This window comes from Micromonospora sp. RP3T (assembly GCF_003027925.1).
Taxonomy (GTDB): domain Bacteria; phylum Actinomycetota; class Actinomycetes; order Mycobacteriales; family Micromonosporaceae; genus Micromonospora.
In genome coordinates this window covers 1-18,492 of record NZ_PYPS01000040.1, presented here as the reverse complement: position 1 = coordinate 18,492, position 18,492 = coordinate 1, and the positions used below count along the sequence as shown (strand labels likewise).

Below are 18,492 nucleotides of genomic sequence, written 5' to 3'. Positions count from 1 at the left end.
GCCCACTCGCGACGGTGCGCGTCCGCCAGTGCGTCCGCAACCCCACCCGAGGGAGGGCTCGCGGCAGAGGTCACCGGGCCGGGCCGGCGTTCACGTCCATGAGCGGCCGGACCTCGACGCCGCCGAACGGGGCGGGCGTGAGCTTGGCGATCTCGAGGGCGTGGTCGAGGTCGCGGGCCTCGACGAGATAGAAGCCGCCGAACGCCTCCTTGGTCTCGACGAAGGGGCCGTCGGTGACCTCGCCGCCGCGGATCGACGTGGCCGTGGTCGTGGGCTGCAGGACGCCGCCGCCGGTGACCGTGCCGCCGAGGTCGGCGATGGCCTTGGCGAACGCGCCGTGCGCGTCGACCACCGAGCCCCACGCCTCGGGCGTGAGGGTCGCGTAGTCGGCCTCGCGCTCGTAGATCGAGATCATGTACTGCGTCATGTCGGGCTCCTGTCGGGCGTCGTGGGCCGGTCCCTCCGGCCCCGCACCCTTCCGTCGCACAGCCTGGCCCCGGATCGACAACCGGCGCGAGGATTTCTCAGGCGTTCGCCGGTTCGGGGGTCCGGTCGCCGCGCCGGACGGCGGCGAGCAGCATTTGCACGACGTTGACGACCTCGACGCCTTGCCCACGGACCCTTCCGCCTGCTTGGACGTGAGACTGTCGCCGAGCATGACGCGGCAGAACGGGCAGGCCACGGCGGCCTGCTCGGCACCTGTGGCGAGGGACTCGTCCATGGGGGTGTTGATCCGCGTGCCGAGCTTCTCCTCCATCTACATGCGGGCACCGCCGGTGCCGCAGCAGAACGAGCGGTTGCGGTGTCGCGGCATCTCGGTGAGCGCCACGCCGGGCAGCGCGCCGATGACCGCGAGGGTTCGACGAGAGCGAGGCGGTCCGCGCCGCCGAGGAGCTGTTCTGGCGCCGGGGCTACGGCGCTACGTCGCTGGACGACGTGCGAGAGGCGGTTGATTCGGCAGCGGGTGAGTACGGCGTGCTCGGTCGAGGCTGGTATCGCCGGCCGGCGATCCGCACCGGTCCGAGACGCTGTTTCCAGCGCAGGTGCACGATCTTGCGTACCAGGGGCGGGGCAGTCTTGGTCGGGCTGCGGTGCGAACAGCAGCGAGACCCGTTACCGATATTTCCGGTAACGGGTCTCTGACCTATACATCCATGGTGGGCGATACTGGGTGCAGCTGGATGCCGTTCAGGGCCGATAAACGCTGTTCAACGCCATTCAGTGCACCCGTCCGCTCCCATCCCGCTCCCCCCATTCTCGGCACTACACCGCCAGCGGCTGACCGGCCGGTACTTTGAATTGCACCACTCCCGCTTGAGGGTCATCGACGGATGTCGGCGGCTGCCAGCCGGCAGCTCTCGACGTCACACCAGCATGCCGCGCCCGAATGGGTGTCATCATGATCACCTAGAACCTGGTTGGCTAGAGCCCTGTGGCGCCGCTCAATCCGGTACAAATGGTCGAGGAGGATGGGCCACTCAACGTCGTTGCACGGCGAGATCGTGGCCCACGGTTATCAAGGGTGCTTGCGGGTGCTGCGGGACCGGCTCGCCACGATCCGCACGCGGTCCACGCTTGTGACCGAAGTCCGGGTGCCGTCGGCTCGGCGGATCACCGCCTGGATCATGCGTTCCGGCCACAAACTCACCGACGATGAGCGCGCTGATTTCGTCGACGCCCGCATCCGCTGCCCCGGACCTCGACACCGTCGCCGATCCGCTGTAGGCGGAACTGCGCCAGCTTGCCGAGTTGGTGTCATTCCTTAACGCGCCGAGGCGTCTCCGCCAAAAGATCCTCAGCATGTCGGCGTCGGAGCTCCACCAGAGCAGTGCGGTTGCGGCCAAGAGCGTCAGTGGAGCCAGGACCAGAAGGTAGAAGGCCCAGGGCGTGATGATCCACAGGAGGAAGCACGCGGCCACGGCAACCGTCCATGACCACGCCAGGATGCCCGGTCCCCAGACCCGCCACGGCGACGCCCCCGGTACCGCCTCCCACGAGTTCAGGCGACCGAGCAGTGCACTGATCACACTGGACAATACGCCCAGCAGAATCAGGATGCATAGGAACGGACCAAGGCCATCGGGCACGGCAAAATTGTTCGGCCCTGCCCAGTGAAATGCAAGGGCGGAGCAGCCTTGCCACCGCCGCCAGCGCGCCCAACACTTGCCCGATTCAGTACTCCAGCCGCACCTGATGGAGTCGGAGTCTTCGCTGGTAGTTGGCTGTTTTGGCGCGGTACTGGTGTCGACGTCGCCACCCTGACCATCGATGGATGTGGTCGAAGAGTCGGATGGTAGTGATCAGGCGTGTCAGGAGACGCGGACTTCGCCGAGGGTAAGGGGAATGAGGCCGTCATCGGATTCGACATCCCCATTTTGGCCTGCGCGGCGGTGACGGCGAGGTAGGCGTGGGCGCACAGAACCCACATCCCGGTGTTCGAGCCACAGCCGCAGCGCCTTCGACTGGCCGTAGGCCTCGTCCATGGTCACCCACCCCACCGGCACTCCGGCGTCGAAGGCTGGGGCCAGCATCGTCCCGGCCATCTGCACCTTCGTGGCGAACTCGACGTCGTCCGGGATCCCGGCGCTCGGCACCGGTCCCGGTCGTGGGTGCACGACGCCGGGAGATGGAGCTGCCGGTCGATCAGCGCGTGACCCTTCGACGAGCGGTAAGCCAGGAACGTCCCGACCTGGCAGTCCTCCATCCGCCCGGCGGTGCCGGAATACTGCCGCTGCACCCCCGCCGACCGAGTGCCCTTCTTCAGGAAGCAGATGTCATCAACGATCAACACACCAGCCAGGTCGCCGAGGTGCTCGACCGCAGCATGACTGACGGCGAGGTCATTGACGCCTCGACTGGTCCGAGTCGACGGGCCGCAGCCGGACCACCGCGAACAGGGCGGGCAGGCCGACACCAGCGTTCACCCCGCAAAACGGCGCGGCCGGTTCGACGGTCTTGACGACCGGCGCACATTGGGACGGCATCGGTGGACGGGCTACCCTTCCTTTCCATAGTTATGGATAGATGACTGCTGATCCGTACGGCCCCGAGCCGATTGGGCCAGCGCTGCGACGGCGACGACAAGCCGCACAGCTGTCTCTGGCCGCGCTGGCGCGTCAGGTGCATTACAGCAAGGGGTATCTCAGCAAGGTCGAGACTGGCCAGGCGCGCGGCACGTTGCAGCTGGCCGTACTGTGTGACGTCGTCCTCGACACTGGCGGCGAGCTTGCCGCCTGCATGGAATGGGACGACCGGCCAGCCGATGGGCCGGGACCGCGGGCACGTGCCGACCCGTCCAGCCTCATGATCCAGTGCGGCATCGACCTGCTGATCGCGATGGACCTGGCGCACAACAGGCTTCGACACCTCGCTCGCGCCGACGCCGACGCCGAGCACCGGGGCGCGGAATCGCTGCGGAGCATGCAGGACTCAGGGCTCTACAGCGCACGTGAGCGCCTGCTCGTATCCGGCTCTGCAGCGCTAGTCACGGCCGGTGAGTTCGTGTTCCGCAGACTCGTCCACATCCGCAACGAGGTGCGCAACGGCGCCGATCTGGATTCGACCGAGTACCACCGCGTTTATCACGCTTTCGCTGCCGCCTTGTGGGCCTATCGGATGACGATACGGGCCGAACTGGGCCAGCCAGCAATCACCCCGGCGCAGCTCGATCTCATCGACTGGTCGGACCGGGACAGCTGTCCGGCGTGCCGTTGAGCCGTCATGGCGGGCAGTTTGAACGACCGGGGCCGGCGCGCCGCCAGTAGCATCGGATGCCGTGAATACTGCTGGCATCGCGCCGCGCCAGCTGTCCGTCCTGGCCTTGGATACCGACTGGTTTTCGGCGCACGGCGGGATCACCACGATCAACCGCCACCTGTGCATCGCGCTTGCCGCAGCCGGCGCGCAGGTCTTTTGCGCTGTGCCTGGCATGACCGTCGAGGAGGCAGAGGCGGCTGCGGCGGTCGGCGTCGAGTTGGTGGCGGTACCACCGACACCCGGCGTTGAGGGTCATAATCAGATGCTGCGCCGGCCCAGACTGCCCGGTGACATCAAGCCCGACCTCATCATTGGGCACGGGCGGATCACCGGGCCGGCAGCGAGTGCTCTCGTCGAGGATCACTACCCGGCCGCAGCCCGCCTGCATGTCATTCACACCTCCCCGGACGAGACCGAGTGGGCACGGATCGAACAGATTCCAGATGCCGGTGAGCGCGCGCAGCCAAGGTATGAGGCCGAGATGGCGCTGGCAACGACGGCGACCCGCGTGGCCGCGGTCGGACCACGGCTGCACGAGGAAGCGATCCGCAACCTCTCCACTTATCACGGGGTGCCAACGCCGCTGCGACTCGATCCCGGCTTCGACGGTACCGACGCACGGCCACGCCAGCCACCACCGGGCCGACCCGCGCAGATCCTCATCCTCGGTCGGCTTGAAGACGCCGGCATCAAGGGCTTGAAGATCGCCGCCGCCGCAATCGGACACGCCGTCAAAAATGGCCGCATCCATGTCGACGACATCGAGGTGCTGTTGCGGGGCGCCCCATCAGCCACGCAGTCGCAGGTGCGGGATGACTTTCGCAGCGCCGCCGGCCAGCTGGCCTTGCGGGTCACGCCGCGCCGGTACACCACCAACAGCGACGACCTCGGCCACGACATGCGCCGCGCAAGCGTGATGCTCATGCCATCGCGGGCCGAAGCGTTCGGGCTCGTCGGCGCCGAGGCCATCATGGCCGGCACGCCGGTCCTGGTGAGCGGACGCAGCGGGCTTGGCATGCTCCTGACAGAGGTGCTGGAACCAGGCGACGCGGCCAAGCTGGTCGTGCCCGTCACCGACCAGCCGGAGCTCGACGCACAGCGGTGGGGGGAAGCCCTAGCCGGGGTGCTCAACGACCTCGACACCGCTTTCGCACGTGTCGACCGGGTTCGCCGTCTGCTCGCCACCCGGATCAGCTGGGCGAAAGCCGCCGCTGACGTCCTGTCGGTCTGCACCGCGCCGCACAGCGACGCCGCCGTCAGCGACCGCCACTGGATCGACAGCGTCCAGGTCACGCTCCCGAACGGCACAGTTGGCCGGCTGTTCAGCGGTCGGACCGCAGTGCTTGGGGCCATCTCGGAGTGGCTCGCGGACACGACCGGGACCACGGGCGCGATCGTCACCGGCGATCCCGGATCCGGCAAGTCCGCGGTCCTCGCCTGGTTCGCGTTATCCGACGATCGGGAGACTCGGTCCTGGCTGCATGCCAGGTCGACCGTGCCGGTCCCGACCGGCGTTCGATTCATCCCCGTGCACGCGCGTGGCCGCGAGCTCGCCGAGATCGTCGCGGCGATCGCCGAGCAGGCCGGCGTGCCCGCCACCGGCGCGCCAGCGCTCGTCGAGCGGCTGACCGAGCTACCCGGCCGAACCTGCGTCGTGATCGACGCCGCCGACGAGGCGAGCGAGGTCGAGGCGCTGATCGGCGACCTCATCCAACCGCTGTGTCGCCGGCAGGGCGGGGCCCGGGTCCTGATCGGCGGGCGCCGCCACATCGCCCACCGACTCGACCAGATGGCTGACACCTTCGACCTCGACAGCGACGCCTACGCCGATCAGGACGGTATCGCGGAGTACGCCTACGGCCTACTGACGCAGCGACTCAGCATGGAACGGTCATTCCAGGCATCCTCCGAGCGGATCCGGCGGGTGGCCCTGACTGTGGCGCAGGCGGCCCGCCGCTCATTCCTCGTGGCGCAGCTCGCCTCCGTGGCCATCGTCGCCCGTGGCGAACTACCGTCCCGGGAGCACCGGTTCCCGCACGAAGTCGGACAGGCGATGGCCGACTACCTCGATGCCGTGACCGACGACCGCGCACGTGCCGAAGAGTTACTACGACCACTCGCATTCGCCTGCGGGCAGGGCCTCCCGGCCGGTCTATGGGCCCGGCTGGCCGGCGCACTCGCCGGTACACCAGGCGAATACAAGGACACGGACCTGGCCGCTCTGTTCCGGACACCGCTGGCGTCGCTGCTGTCGGTCTCCCGCCGCCCGGGCAGCACCGGCAGAGCGATCGGCCGGTCGTCGTACCGACTCTTTCACGACGCGCTGGCCGAGCACCTGGCAAGCGTCGCCGCGCCCTTCCCTGAAGCACCTCAGGATGCTGCGGAAACCCGGGAGAAGATCATGGAGACGCTGCTGGTGACGGTGCCCACCAACGGCGATGGCATCCGCGACTGGGAGCAGGCCGATCCGTATCTCCTCGATTACATCCTCGAGCACGCCCTCAATACGGCCGCGCTGCCCGAACTCCTGCATGATCCGGTACTGCTGGCGACGGCCGGAGGACGGGCGGTCCGACGGGTGCTGACCCGGATACCGGAGCCGATGCAGGTCGTGGTCCGAGCGTACGAGTCGGTGTCACAGCAGCAGGCGGCTGCCACCCCACCACCCCTTCGGGCCGCTTACCTTGCGCTTGCGGCCCTTCGCGCGGCAGACCCCGACCTCGTCGAATTCTGGTGCCGCAGGAGCGGGTACGCCGCAGACGCCGGCTGGTGGCCTCGGACGGCGTGGTGGCGCTCACCGACGTCGCATCGAGTGGTACGTGAACACGCCCGCACCGTCAATCACATCGGCATCGCCACGACGATCAACGAGACGGTGGCGATCAGCGGCAGCGACGACCAGACGGTCGGCTTGACGTCGATCGGCGCTCCCACCGTCGCCGGGGTGGACCTTGCACCCGTCGACGTCAGTGTCCGGTTGCCGGCGCCCGTGCTCGCCCTCACAGTCGTTCACCTTGACAGCATGCCGCTCGTCGTCGCGGGCACCGACGATGGCAGCCTGAACCTCGTTGACCTACCCGGCGGGCGCCTGAGCGAGCGGACACCGCCGTCGGACTCACCGGTCATGGCCCTGGCCACAGTGCCGGATCCGGAGGCACCGAAGGTGCTGGCCGGGCATGAGGACGGCGTCGTGCGCACGTGGAGTGTGCTGCCGACCGAGTTGCTCGCTGATGAGCAAATCACCGACACCGAGATCTTCGCCATCGCAGCCGCACCCTCGGGCGCATACTTCGCCGCCACCGGCGGCGGCGAACTCTGGTACCGGGATACGCGACGCGGAACCCGAGCGATGCACGACGGTTGTCCCGCCGTGTCGGCCCTCGCCTCCGCCATCGGCCTCAGCGCCGACGCGGAAGTGATCACCGGGCACACCGATGGAACCATCAGGCTTTGGACCGCCGACCCGGACCACGCTCCGCACATGACACAACTGCCCGACGCGGATACGGTCACCGCCGTCGTCGCCACCAGAATCGGCGAGGTGGACCTGGTCATCGCTGCTACCGAGACCGCCGACGAGGTGCATGTCGTAGACGTTGCCCGCGGCATCGTGCTGCCGGCCGGACTCACCGGCCACCACGAACCGCTGTGGAGCCTCGCGGTCGGCCACGTCGACGGGCGGCCGGTCGTGCTCGGCGCCGGCGGCGACGACCAAGTGCACCTGTGGTCACTTGGCGGGCTCACCGGCGGGCGGCCCGGCACAGCGACGCCGCACTGGTACCCGTCGCGGCTCACCTACGCCGGGTCCCGGCTGCTCACCGTCGCGATCAACGAAGCGCGCGACGTCGCGGTCCTGAACGCCGCGACCGGCGACGTGGTCCACGGACCACACGGCGTGCCTGGCGGCAACGACATCTGCACCACCGCGATCAATACCGACGGTGCGCAGGTCTGGTACGCGGCGGCGACGCACGAAGAGCTCATCGGGCTGGCCTGCGGCGACGCCCCACCGACCTGGGTACCCACCGGCGTTCCCGGCTGGGTGCAGGGAATGGCGTACACGACGATCTCCGGCTCGCTGACCCTGGTATGTGTGACCACCGAAGGCAAAGTCCTGCTACTCGATCCCGCCACTCACGCCGCGCCGCGACTACTCGCGCTACCCGAACCGTTCGGACCGGTAACAGCGATGACCGTGACGACCGGGGCTTCCGGCGGTGCGCTGCTGGTATTGGGGGACCGAAACGGCAGAGCGGGCGTGTGGCGACTACCCGATCTCCTCCCAGCAGTTCCGGTGCAGGCACTCGCCAGGGAACCGCTGACGAGCGTCGCACTCATGTCCCATCAGGTGATCGCCGGGACACTCTCTGGCGCCATGCTCCTCGGCGCGGGAGCAACACAGCCAACTGTTGCGGCCCACCAGCAGCCCGTGCGCCGGCTCCTTCACATCCGCGGCCAGATGGTCAGCGGCGGCGACGACGGGAAAGTCTTCGTCTGGACTGCCGGCGGCGTTCCCGCGGCCGCCATCGACATCGGCGCACCCGTGACCGATCTGGCGATCCTCGCCGACGGCCGGCTCGCCATCAGCACGCCGCAGGGCGTCGCCACCCTCGAACTTCGGGAACCGTGACGTTTCCTCCTCGTACAGGCGACAGGAAACACCTTCAGGACACCCACGCGAACAACCATGCTGGGACTGCGATCGATCGTTGTCATGATGACCGACGGAAAGAGCAGACCCATGAACATTCAGCTCAAACGAGTCGTCGCCGTCGCCGGGGCCCTCGCCGCGACGACCGCCGCGACCCTCACCGCCACCGCAGCACCGGCCAGCGCCGACGCTTGCCCGTCGACCAAACTCTGCGCGTACCTGTCGACGAACTACGGCGGAGTGCCGGGCACTGTCGCCGGCAACAACACCAACCTGCTGCAGTACTCCAAGTTCGACAACGCCGCCTCGGTCTTCAACAACGGCACGTCATGCGGTGTGACGATCTGGAACGGCACCGGCTACAGCGGCACCAGCGTATACCTGCCGCGCGGCACCGGATACTCGAACCTCGCCTCTCAGAACCCGCCGTTCTACCTGAACGTCGCCTCCAACATCTGGTGCTGAACATGTTCCGGCGAGGAACGCTCACATCCTTGCTGGGGCTGCTGCTGGTGGGGGGATGCGTCGCGTCTCCCCACCCCACACCCCCTCCCATCGGGTACCCGTTCGGCGGTGCCGGACATGTCACCGCCGACGAGCAGGCACTCCTGGCAAGCGCCGAGGACCGGCTCGTGGCGGACTGCATGGCGGGCCGCGGGCTGGCGTACCTGAGCCGGTTGGTGGTCATCGGCCCGGTCCCTGATAACCCCTACGGCCTACTCGCGGTTGCCGACGCTCGCGCATTCGGATACGGAATCGCCGACGCCGCGGCGCGCCGCAAGAACCCTGATCCGAACGCCGACTTCGTGAACCGAATGCCACCGAGCGAACGCGATCGCTGGTATCAGGCGCTGCTCGGCACCGACCGCAACCGGCTCGACATCGTGCTGGATGACGGCGGTGTCTTCACCTACCGATCCGATGCCTGCGCCTACCAGGCGCACATACAGGTGGTCGGCAACCGCTGGGACCGGACGTACATGCAGGTAAACGCAGATACCACAGCGCTGGTGCGGACGGTGCAGGGCGATCCGGCCGTCGGCGCGGCCCAGAGCAGATGGTCAGCATGCATGCGCGACCGCGGTCACCCGGCCGTGCAGCTCACCGACGCCCGCGCGACAGCCGTGGGTCTGCCAGCCCCGCAGGAGCGGGAGATCGCCACGACCGACGCCAGATGCCAGCAGGTTGCCGGGCTGGGGGCGGCAATCGCGAGAGCGGCCAGTGCCGTGCAGGCAGCCACCGCAGCACCAGTGCAGGACCGCGCGCTGCAACTCCGCGAACTCCGCGCGGCCGCCGCCATCACCGCCAGGGCCGTCCTCAGGCGCGGCTCCGGCTAGAGAAGGAGAACCCGTTGTGCGGAGACGCGCACGACTGGTTCGGCGAGCGACCTGGAGAACGGGACCAGCGGCAACGCCAGCACCGCCCTCCAGGCCGATCAACCGATCGGACCCGGACGTCCATCGCTCGACCGTGCCGCAACCGCAGCCCATCCACCACAGAACAGCAGCGGCCCAACCCCTGAAACCGCGAATCCCTGCCGGACCGACGGGTCGGGGTGGCGCAGCAGCGTTTCGACCACGTCCGGCGGGACGCTCGGGTTCTCGCCCGTCACCCGCACCGCAGTCCGCCTGGGTCCACTGTCTCCAGCCCGCTGGCGTCACCTGCTGCCGGGCATGCCGATCACCCTGCAGGACCGGACGGGGGTAGGAACGGTCGTTCAGTGCACCCTGCTGCTCCCAACCTGCTCCCCCGATCCGGGCCCGTGACCGGGTTGCTGCAGCCGGGCTGAATGCGCCGTCCCGCTGGTCGTCCGTCATAGATCACGGCCGTTTACCCGAGCGGCCCTGGCTGGCGTCAGCGCCGGTCAGGGCCGTGTGGCTCAGTCGCTCCCGACCCGATTCCGCGGCCCGCTCGTCTACCGGACGTGCTCTGGAATGCCGCGTCTTATCAGCGGCATGAGCGTGCACCGGATCAGGGGCGATCAGGGCGACGGGACCGGACCCAGCCTATGAGAGGCCTGGTGCGGGCTGACGCTGTCGTCGGCATCCTCGACTGAGACTGGTTGCCGAGCAACTGCGGGGTGCTCAGGGCCGTCGGGAGTCAAGCAGCGCGATCCTGCGTGCCCCGGCCGTACGTCGGTAGCTGGCGTCGAGTAGCTCGCCGACCTCATCCCAGCCGATGTCCTCGGTGAGGTCCACACCGACCCACCCATAGGCCCCTAGGTAGGCCGGCACGAAGCAACTGTCTTCTGCCAGCAGCGCCGTGCGCTCTTCGGGGTCGACCAGCACGATCACCGACTGTCCGTGCTGTTGATAGACGCCGTCGACCTTCACCGATCCCCCGTAGTAGGCGAAGACTTTGGTGGTGTAGAAGGCGGGACGCCCATGGGAGACCTTCTCGGCCGCGTCGGGGAAGGCCAGGGCGAGCGTCCGCAGCCGGCCCAGGAGCGGGTCCGCCTCGTCAAACATGATCGGGTGCGGCACACCAGAAGGTAAGCACATCCTGGGCGGCCACAGCGCCCTGCACCACGCGCCTCGCGGCAACTTAACCCGCACCGCTTCCCCGACACCGATCCCAGCGGCCCGGGCCTTCAGCTCTAACGTCCCCGTCCGTCGTGGCGAGGCAGCCGTCTGCCGGTCATGGCCGGGGTGACGGCGGCGCGTACAGCCATGTCCCGCGGAGCCCACGCGGGGATCAGCGAGCCATCAGGGCGTACTGCGGAGCATGGTGTTTCTCGTGGGCGTTGGCGACCCGTCTATGACGGTGGCGGGTACGTGGCGACAGGGGCCTTCGCGTCGGCTCCGTAGCCGGCCGCTTGCTTCGCGCACGTGCGCACATACGGTCGGCCGGCGAGGTAGCGGTTCCACTCGTCGCGGCTGAGGTTCCGACCGGCCAGCTCGCAAGCGTGGCGTATCCAGGTGCCCGGGGTGGCCCAGAGTCGGACGGTGCCGTCGTCAGAGGCGCTGGCCAGCAGCTCGCCGTCCGGGCTGAAGGCGACGGCGGTCACTCCACTCAGGTGTGGGGTGAGCGGGTCGGAAACCGGCTCGGCGGTGTCGACGTCCCAAAAGATGACCGACCGGTCTTGCCCGCCGGTGGCGAAGAGCCGGCCGTTCGGGCTGAACGCCGCCGCAGTGACCGAAGCCTCGTCAGGTAGCCGGTGATCGCGCAGTTTGGTGCCGGAGCGGCGCCAGACCCGAGCCCCAGTGCCCCAGGGATCGGCCACGGTCAGCAGCGTGTCGCCGGTCGAGCTGATCGCCAAGGCTCGAGCACCTTCGGTGTTGAAACCGCCCGGGTCATCGCCGGCGATCTGTCCCTGGGCGATCTCTTCGCCGCTGGTCACGTCCCAAACCCTCACCTGGCCGAGGTTTTCACCATCGGTGGCGACTTGACGCCCGTCGGATCGGAACACCATCGAGGACACGCGCTTGCCGGATTGCGCCGGTCCGACGGGTTGGCCGGTGGTCATTTCCCGCACCGTGATCTCACCGTCTTCGGGCCTGAGTGCGTACCGCTCGCCGTCCGGGGCGAGCTGCACAAGCGTGTCGATGGAGCCGGGCACCGGACGGGTGTCGAGGAGTCTCCCGGAAGGGATCTCCCACCGGTAAATCGCACTGCTGGTTCGGCTCGTCAGCGATCGTCCATCCGGATCGAACACCACCTGGCGAGGTGCATTTCCGCTGATCACGTCGTTCGGATCCAAGACTTTTCCGTCGGGGCTCCAGGGGCCGGCGACCTGCCGCCGGTTGGCCACCACCCAAAGCCGGATGCTGCCGTCGAATCCAGCTGTGGCCAGCCGCGTACCGTCGGGGCTGAATGCGACCTCGTTCACTCGACGGGCGTCCACCTTGATGGCGGCCCCCAAGGCCTGCCGGACCGTGAGGCTCCAGAGCCGGACCTGCTGATCCTCTCCGGCCGAGACCAACAGTGAGCCGTCCCGGCTGACCGCCAACGTCTCGACGCTGCCGACATGCCCGACCAGGTCTGGTCCGGACTGCTGCCGGGTCGTCGGATCCCACTCCTGCACCACGCCCCGAGAGTCAGCGGTCACCAGGCCCGGCCGTCCGGGCCGGAACACCAGGTCACGGATCGGGGCGGCGAGCCGAATTGCACCGGTCTGCCGCCGATCGGAGGAGAACAGATGCACCACACCCTCCTCGCCACCGACGGCGAGGAGCTTCCCATCGGGGCTGAACGCCACCGCGAGCGCACCCTGCACGATGCGCAGCCGGTCGATGATCCGGCGGGTGGACACGTCGTAGTAGTCCACAATGCCCATCTCGCTGCTGCTGACAAGCCACCGGCCGTCCGGGCTGAAGGTCAGGTCGACGAGGTTGCCCGATCTCGCGTGGAGTCGTCCCCCGGACGGCTGGCGGCTGGCCACGTCCCAGAGTTGAATCCCACCCTTGTCGTCAAAACCGGCGAGCAGTCGGCCGTCGGGGCTGAATGCCACCGCGCCGAGGAACAGCTTGCGGGAGGTCAGCCGATGCGCCGTCGGTGAGTCGAGGCTCAGGTCCCACAGCGCGATGCCGTCCGAACCGCTGGTGGCGAGGAATCGGCCGTTCGGGCTGAAGGTTACTGCTTGGCTGGTCGGCCCATCGGAGAGGACCTTCACCTGTTGCCCGGTGCGCAGGTCCCACAGCCGCACGTCACCGGACCGGAAAAGAGTGGTCTCTTCCACGCTGGCCAGCAGGGTTCCGTCCGGACTGACAGCGACGCCCGCGACGGTGGCCCGGTGGCCGTACAGCACCCGGGACGGCGCAACCGGGCGGGACAGCAGGGACGCAAGGCCCGACCAAGCGTCCGGGCCGGGGTCCATACCCAGCCCTTCCAACGCGAGCAGCATCGCCAGGTCGGGCTGCCGGTCGGCCAGCGCGCCCGCCTCGACGGCCAGGCGACGGGCGTCCGCCCGACGCGCCTGCGCTACGGCCTGCGCCGCCTGGTGCCGCGCTTCCTGTCGCTGCACGAAGGCGAACGCGCCGAGCAGCACCGCGAGGACGAGCAGACCGGCCAGTGCGGCGACGCGGCGGCGCTCTCGCCGCAGTCGGTCCTGCTGGGCCGTGGCGCTGAGCCGGACGTACTCGGCCAGGTCCGGTGGGGTGGCCTCCGCCCGGCGATCGACCCAGTCCACGGCGGCGGCCAATGCGGTGCCGTGCAGCAGCAACTCCGGGTCCGGACCGGGACGGCCCTTCGTGCTGGCCTGCCACTGCGCATGGGCAGCCTCCGCACCTCGTCGCCAGGTGAGGAATTCGTGGTCGTCGGCGAGCCAGTGGCGCAGCGCGGCCCACTGGTGGATCAGGGCCTCGTGGGCGAGTTCCACGACCGGTGCGCCGGTGACGGGATCCCGGCCGGTGGTGACCAGGCGACGATCGGCGAGTACGGCCACCACCGCGGTGGCTTCCGGACTGTTGGGTCCCTGGGTGGCGGCGCGCAGCTCGTCGAGGGTGCGCCGTTGCCGGGTGGCGGGCACTCCGGTGGCCTCGTCACCGGGGCGGACGAGGGCGGTGATGATCTGGCGGGCCATCGGCGTCCGGTGTGCGGGTAGGGTCGCGCAGGCGTCCGCGTACGCCTGGTCGCACCATCGGTCCAACCAGCCGGTCACACCGCCGATCCGGTCGTACGCGGCGTGGGTGAGCCTGCCGTTTTCCCGGCGGCGCCACAGTTCGGCCAACGACGAGGACAGCAGCGGCAGGACCGTGGTCGGTGCGCTCCCGACCGCGGTCGACGGCTCGGTGACCCGCGCGGCGTCGCGGGCGATCCGCTCGGTCAGGCCGGGCTCCAGTGTCAGTCCGACGGCCTGGGCCGGCTGTTCGACGATGGCGGCGAGATCGACCGCCTCCACTCGGGCTGGCACGTTTACCAGCCCTCGCTCCACCAGGGTCATCATCTCGGGAGCGGCGGCGGCGAGCCGGCTGTAGAAGTCGTCGCGGAGGGTCAACAACACGGTCACGGCCGGTTCCCGGTCGGGTAGCTCCACGAGCTCCCGCAGCAGTCGGTCGTGGGGCTCCTCGGCGGTGGCGAGCAACAGTTCCTCGAACTGATCAAGGACTAGTACCAGTCGCCCCGCGTCCGGATTGCGGTCCCGCCACTGGCGTACCGCCGACGCCAGCCCGGCCTCGGCGTTCGGCAGTCCGGCCTGAGTCAGGTTCACGTATGGGTCCTGGCCGGGTCGGGCGATCACCCAGTACCAGCGGTCGCTGCCGGGCAGCTCCGCCCGGCCCAATGCCGGTCGCACACCGGCGCGCACCAGTGAGGATTTGCCGCTGCCCGACGGCCCGAGCAGGGCGACGAACGGGGGATGCCGGTCGATGCTGGCCAGCACTGCGGCGACCGCGTGTTCCCGGCCGTGGAACCACGCCGCGTCCTCGGTGGTGAAGGCCCGCAATCCCGGGTAGGGGCAGATCTGCGACAGCCGTAGGTCCGGGTGGATCGCCCGCAGGGTCTCTGTGGGGGTGACGTAGCAGGTGGAACGTCCACGACCGTGCCGGTCCGGGCTGGCGATGGAGTCCACCATCCCGATCACCAGGCCGGTTCGCTCATCGACCACCGGCGCTCCGCTGAACCCCTCGGTCACCTCCGTGCAGTCGGTCAATTGCAGCAGCTCGACGTCGTTGTCGCCGCGGATCCGGTCACCGGTCACCGCGTACCCGAACTGTCCCTGGTCTGGTGCGGTGGTGGGGAAGCCATAGGTCTTCACCGGACGCCGGCCCGAGCCGGCGGCGCCCAGTGGCAGCGGTTGGGCCGTGACCGGCGCCGGGTCGGCCATCTGCAAGAACGCGACATCACCCGCGCCGGGCCTCCGCCAGTGCGGCACCGATACCCAAGCCCGCCGTGGCTCGTCGTTCAGTTGGGGGAAGCGGACCAGCACCGGTGTGTTCGGTGCCGTGCTCGCGCCGCCGGCGAGCACGTGGGCACAGGTGACGAGCAGCCTGTCGGCGATCAGGAACCCGGCGCCGGCCGTTCGGCCGTCGTCATCCAGGATCTGGACGACTCCGTGGACGAACTCCACCGACGCGGTGACTCTTTCCGGTCGCCCGCCGGCGTCGGCGCCCTCCGGATTCTCCATCGGAGTCAGTCGGTCCGATCGGTAGGGGCACTCCAGCGCATGGTCACCTTGAAGTTGCACTCTCCGCTCGACCGCGCTATCACCGCGCCGAGCTCGGCGCGGAACTGCACGCCGAACTCCACAGTGACCTCGTCAGGCTCGACGGTGCGCAGCTCCTCGAGCGCGGCGCGGGCTGCAGCTGTCACCGGCTGCAAGGCGGCCTCCATGCTTTGCGCGGCTCGCGTCAGCATCTCGCCGGGACGCCCCGCTTTCACCACGCCGGAGCGGCCTTCCACCTCGTCGATCTCCACGAGCACCGTTCCGCCTTCTTTCAGCGGAACCGCCAGGAATTCGACCATTTCACTCCACTTCCTGTCGTCCTGCGGGTAGCTGACGCCGGACTGACCGTCCGCGATCCACTCGGATGACTGACTATCAGCAACACCAGCCTAACAAGTAGTGATCGAGCGCAGTGACCGGCGGCGATTGAACAGCATGTGGTTGCGGGCGTGCTGGCCCAGCAGTGGGCAGCAAGCGCGCATCTCGCGTTGCCGGTGATCATCGTTCCATCGCTCCCACCGGGGGACACCATGCTGACTACCGGCCAACGCGGGAGGCGTCAGGGCGCCCCGTCAGCGCCCTCACAGTCCCGCTGTACGCCGACCCGAAACCTCACGGTCGCCTGACAGGGAAGGTCAACTGCACTGCTGACGATCATGGTGGCGCTCGGCGCTGACAGGTCCGGCCGCTCCTTTCACCGGTACCACCTACACCCCCATATCGCTCCACCAGTCCGGTCCCGCCTCGAGGACCGATTGCCCCACCTCACGGTGCGCTGCGTCCACCCGCCTTCGGCTGGTGGGCGCCCTGCGCCGCGCGGCGACCCCGAGGTCGTACCGCACCACCCGCACCATCTCGCTTCACCAGCAACGCCCCCTACTGCACCCATCCCCCTGTTCGTCCGTGCGTCGACCCATGTACCCGATGGGCCGGCCATCTCCGCGCGCCTCAACCAAAGGAGGAACCCAGATGACCACATCCAACGGTGCCGCGACTCCGTTGAGCCGCTACGGCACCCGCGTGCCGACGGTGACGCCCCGCCCCGACCGCAAGCCCGCCCCCCGCGACGACCGCCACACTCCACGGCTCCGGTCTGGGCACCACACGCTGGGTCGTGGAACGCACCATCGCCTGGCTGCACTGGTTCCGCCGCCTACGCATCCGCTGGAAATTCCGCGACGACATCCACGAAGCCTTCCTCAGCCTCGCCTGCTCCCTCATCTGCTGGCGCCAACTCCAACGCCCCCAGAGTTAGGAGTTCTTAGTACAGGGCTGGGGCGGGAGTGCGGTTCTTGGCCAGCCGTTGGGCGCGGGCGTAGAGCTCGTCACGGGGGACGGTGGGCGGCACCCAGCCATCGGCCCAGGCGGCGAGGAAGCGCTCGGCGGCCTGTTTACGGGCTGCGGCCGATCCGGCTCGTTTGAAGGCCGGGTCGGTGAGGAGGCTCGCGGCGAGCTGGTCGTAGTGGTCATCGATGTCGGCGTACCGCTGCCGGGTTAGGTCGTCGGCGCGGTCGCAGGCCAGCCGCACAACCGTGCTGGTGACCCGCTCGTCCGTGCCGTCGGGGATGTGGCGCTGCGCGAACCGGTACCGTCCGCCGCCGGGCTTCTCAGCGCGGAACTCCGGCGTCGCGAGCAGGGCCTCCACGGCGGGTGCCGCGAGCGCTTCGCTCTCGCCCTCGCTCAGCCAGCGCGGCCGATCGTCGTCGGCGTCCAGCTTATCGCGGGCAGCGGCTCTGTTGGCGTCGATGAGGTCTTCCCACTCGGTGTACCAGGCGGCGGTGTGCTCCCAGTAGTGCACGACGCCGCCCGCGACAAACGCCACTTGGACGGAGTAGAGCTGCCCCCGGCGGGCAAGCACATGCTGCGGCAGCTCGACGTCCGCCAGGTCCAGTTCCACGTCGAACGGGTCGGCATCCAGGTACAGGGCCTGCGCACCCATCTGACGCGCGAGATTCAGGAAGCTCGGCAGGTCGATGCACTCTGCGTCGAGCAGAACCTCCGGTCCGCCTTGGCCCTGCACTGGCACGGCAGGCACCATGGTGATGGCGTGCTCCTCGGCGAACGTGGTCACCGAGGAATGCAAGCTGCTCACGTCGTCCATGCTGCGGACCATAGCCGCATCGGTCGGACTACCCGGTCCCGCCGCGCCGGGCACAGCCGGCGCTACGGCGCGGCCTCATCCCCGCGGGCGACACCACCGCCGGTGCCGGGTGCGTGCCTTGGCGGTCATGGCGCCTCTGCCTCTGCTGATTCCGGGGAATGCTCGTCGCCTGCGGCGGTGAGGTACGCGGCGAGGGTGCGGGCCGGGGCCCGGTCAAGGCGCTTACCGCCGTGGTCGTAGCGGCGGGTGGTGCGGGCGTCGGCGTGCCCGAGCCGCTCCTGGACGTCTTTGAGGCGGGCGCCGGCGTCGCGGGCGAGGGTGGCGCAGGTGTGGCGCAGCACGTGAGGGCTCATCTTGACCGGGATCTTCGCGGTGGTGGCGAGGCGCCGCAGCAGCCGCCACACCGCGCCCCGGTCGACACGGGCGCCGCTGGCCGTGGCCATCAGGGGCCGGCGCGGACGAGCCCCGGCCTGCCCGGCCGGCACCGGCACCCGGGACTCGGTCACGTCGGGCCGGCCGGCGAGGTAGGCGTCCAGGCGGCGGGTGACTGGAGCGGGCAACGCGACCAGGTGCGGGCCGCCGCCCTTGACGGTGAACCGCAGGACGCGGTGGTTGCGGTAGTGGCCGAACTGCTCGACGTCGGCGCCGACGAGTTCTCCCACGCGCAGCCCGGTGTGGAGCAGCAGGGCGACGATCGCGGCGGTGCGGGCGGCCTGGGGGCCGATGTTGGCGGCGGCGGCGAGCAACGCCTCGGCCTAGGGCCTGTGTCGAAGTCCGTGCGAGGGCTTGAGCTGTTGGGTGAGGATCTTGGCGTGTCGGTGTTCGAGATGTAGCGAGGTCTCCGGTATCTGGTTCAGCGACCAAGCAGAACCCGAACACCGG

The 18,492-nt window shown here is 69.1% G+C and carries 12 protein-coding genes and 3 pseudogenes; 5 read left to right on the top strand and 10 right to left on the bottom strand.

The genetic code is table 11. From position 1 onward, the window contains the following. Window positions 1-70 precede the first annotated feature (70 nt). From C8054_RS26500 to C8054_RS26480, 5 genes and pseudogenes are all read right to left on the bottom strand, one after another. Window positions 71-427 carry a YciI family protein gene (locus tag C8054_RS26500; protein WP_107161466.1) on the bottom strand — a complete coding sequence of 119 codons (357 nt, stop codon included), beginning with the start codon at window positions 425-427 and terminating at the stop codon, window positions 71-73. A 330-nt stretch (window positions 428-757) separates the two neighbouring features. Then, on the bottom strand, window positions 758-829 hold the full coding sequence (locus C8054_RS33380; protein WP_368854614.1) for a hypothetical protein: 72 nt from the start codon (window positions 827-829) through the stop codon (window positions 758-760). A 104-nt stretch (window positions 830-933) separates the two neighbouring features. Continuing rightward, a pseudogene (locus C8054_RS32895) lies at window positions 934-1,094 on the bottom strand (IS481 family transposase); the annotation flags it as partial. Window positions 1,095-1,478: 384 nt separating this feature from the next. Continuing rightward, window positions 1,479-2,087 (bottom strand): hypothetical protein, encoded by a 609-nt coding sequence (locus C8054_RS32130; protein WP_158273893.1) that lies wholly within the window; start codon window positions 2,085-2,087, stop codon window positions 1,479-1,481. Between the two features lie 336 nt (window positions 2,088-2,423). After that, a pseudogene (locus C8054_RS26480) lies at window positions 2,424-2,818 on the bottom strand (transposase); the annotation flags it as partial. Window positions 2,819-3,024: 206 nt separating this feature from the next. On the opposite strand from C8054_RS26480, the gene C8054_RS26475 reads away from it, so the two are divergent. From C8054_RS26475 to C8054_RS26460, 4 genes are all read left to right on the top strand, one after another. Further along, on the top strand, window positions 3,025-3,714 hold the full coding sequence (locus C8054_RS26475; protein ID WP_107161464.1) for a helix-turn-helix domain-containing protein: 690 nt from the start codon (window positions 3,025-3,027) through the stop codon (window positions 3,712-3,714). 61 nt (window positions 3,715-3,775) lie between these two features. Beyond that, the gene (locus tag C8054_RS26470) at window positions 3,776-8,386 is read left to right on the top strand and encodes a glycosyltransferase (RefSeq protein ID WP_107161461.1); all 4,611 of its coding nucleotides are present in this window, start codon (window positions 3,776-3,778) and stop codon (window positions 8,384-8,386) included. 57 nt (window positions 8,387-8,443) lie between these two features. After that, window positions 8,444-8,872, top strand: coding sequence for a peptidase inhibitor family I36 protein (locus tag C8054_RS26465; RefSeq protein WP_199199929.1), 429 nt, complete (start codon window positions 8,444-8,446; stop codon window positions 8,870-8,872). A gap of 29 nt (window positions 8,873-8,901) precedes the next feature. Beyond that, complete coding sequence (locus C8054_RS26460) at window positions 8,902-9,744, top strand: hypothetical protein (RefSeq protein ID WP_146179977.1); 843 nt, start codon at window positions 8,902-8,904, stop codon at window positions 9,742-9,744. Window positions 9,745-10,491: 747 nt separating this feature from the next. Here C8054_RS26460 and C8054_RS26450 read toward each other — a convergent pair. The 3 genes from C8054_RS26450 to C8054_RS26440 form a co-directional block, all read right to left on the bottom strand. Continuing rightward, complete coding sequence (locus C8054_RS26450) at window positions 10,492-10,890, bottom strand: MmcQ/YjbR family DNA-binding protein (RefSeq protein ID WP_107161452.1); 399 nt, start codon at window positions 10,888-10,890, stop codon at window positions 10,492-10,494. Window positions 10,891-11,162: 272 nt separating this feature from the next. After that, window positions 11,163-15,470, bottom strand: coding sequence for a trypsin-like peptidase domain-containing protein (locus C8054_RS26445; RefSeq protein WP_107161450.1), 4,308 nt, complete (start codon window positions 15,468-15,470; stop codon window positions 11,163-11,165). 5 nt (window positions 15,471-15,475) lie between these two features. Continuing rightward, window positions 15,476-15,808, bottom strand: a complete 333-nt coding sequence (locus tag C8054_RS26440) for a CU044_2847 family protein (protein WP_107161448.1) — start codon at window positions 15,806-15,808, stop codon at window positions 15,476-15,478. Between the two features lie 776 nt (window positions 15,809-16,584). Between C8054_RS26440 and C8054_RS26435 the strand changes: the two are divergent. Then, window positions 16,585-16,764: pseudogene (locus tag C8054_RS26435) on the top strand (transposase); the annotation flags it as partial. 6 nt (window positions 16,765-16,770) lie between these two features. Here C8054_RS26435 and C8054_RS26430 read toward each other — a convergent pair. Next, window positions 16,771-17,610 carry a hypothetical protein gene (locus tag C8054_RS26430; protein ID WP_146179976.1) on the bottom strand — a complete coding sequence of 280 codons (840 nt, stop codon included), beginning with the start codon at window positions 17,608-17,610 and terminating at the stop codon, window positions 16,771-16,773. A gap of 125 nt (window positions 17,611-17,735) precedes the next feature. Next, a complete protein-coding gene (locus C8054_RS26425; protein ID WP_107161444.1) occupies window positions 17,736-18,356 on the bottom strand; it encodes a tyrosine-type recombinase/integrase in 621 nt (206 codons plus the stop codon). Window positions 18,357-18,492: the final 136 nt, after the last annotated feature.

Coding starts and splice junctions, on each gene's coding strand:
- C8054_RS26500 (WP_107161466.1), bottom strand. CDS start 427: ATGACGCAGTACATGATCTCGATCTACGAGCGCGAGGCCGACTACGCG.
- C8054_RS26475 (WP_107161464.1), top strand. CDS start 3,025: ATGACTGCTGATCCGTACGGCCCCGAGCCGATTGGGCCAGCGCTGCGA.
- C8054_RS26465 (WP_199199929.1), top strand. CDS start 8,444: ATGCTGGGACTGCGATCGATCGTTGTCATGATGACCGACGGAAAGAGC.
- C8054_RS26445 (WP_107161450.1), bottom strand. CDS start 15,470: ATGGAGAATCCGGAGGGCGCCGACGCCGGCGGGCGACCGGAAAGAGTC.
- C8054_RS26440 (WP_107161448.1), bottom strand. CDS start 15,808: ATGGTCGAATTCCTGGCGGTTCCGCTGAAAGAAGGCGGAACGGTGCTC.
- C8054_RS26430 (WP_146179976.1), bottom strand. CDS start 17,610: ATGGACGACGTGAGCAGCTTGCATTCCTCGGTGACCACGTTCGCCGAG.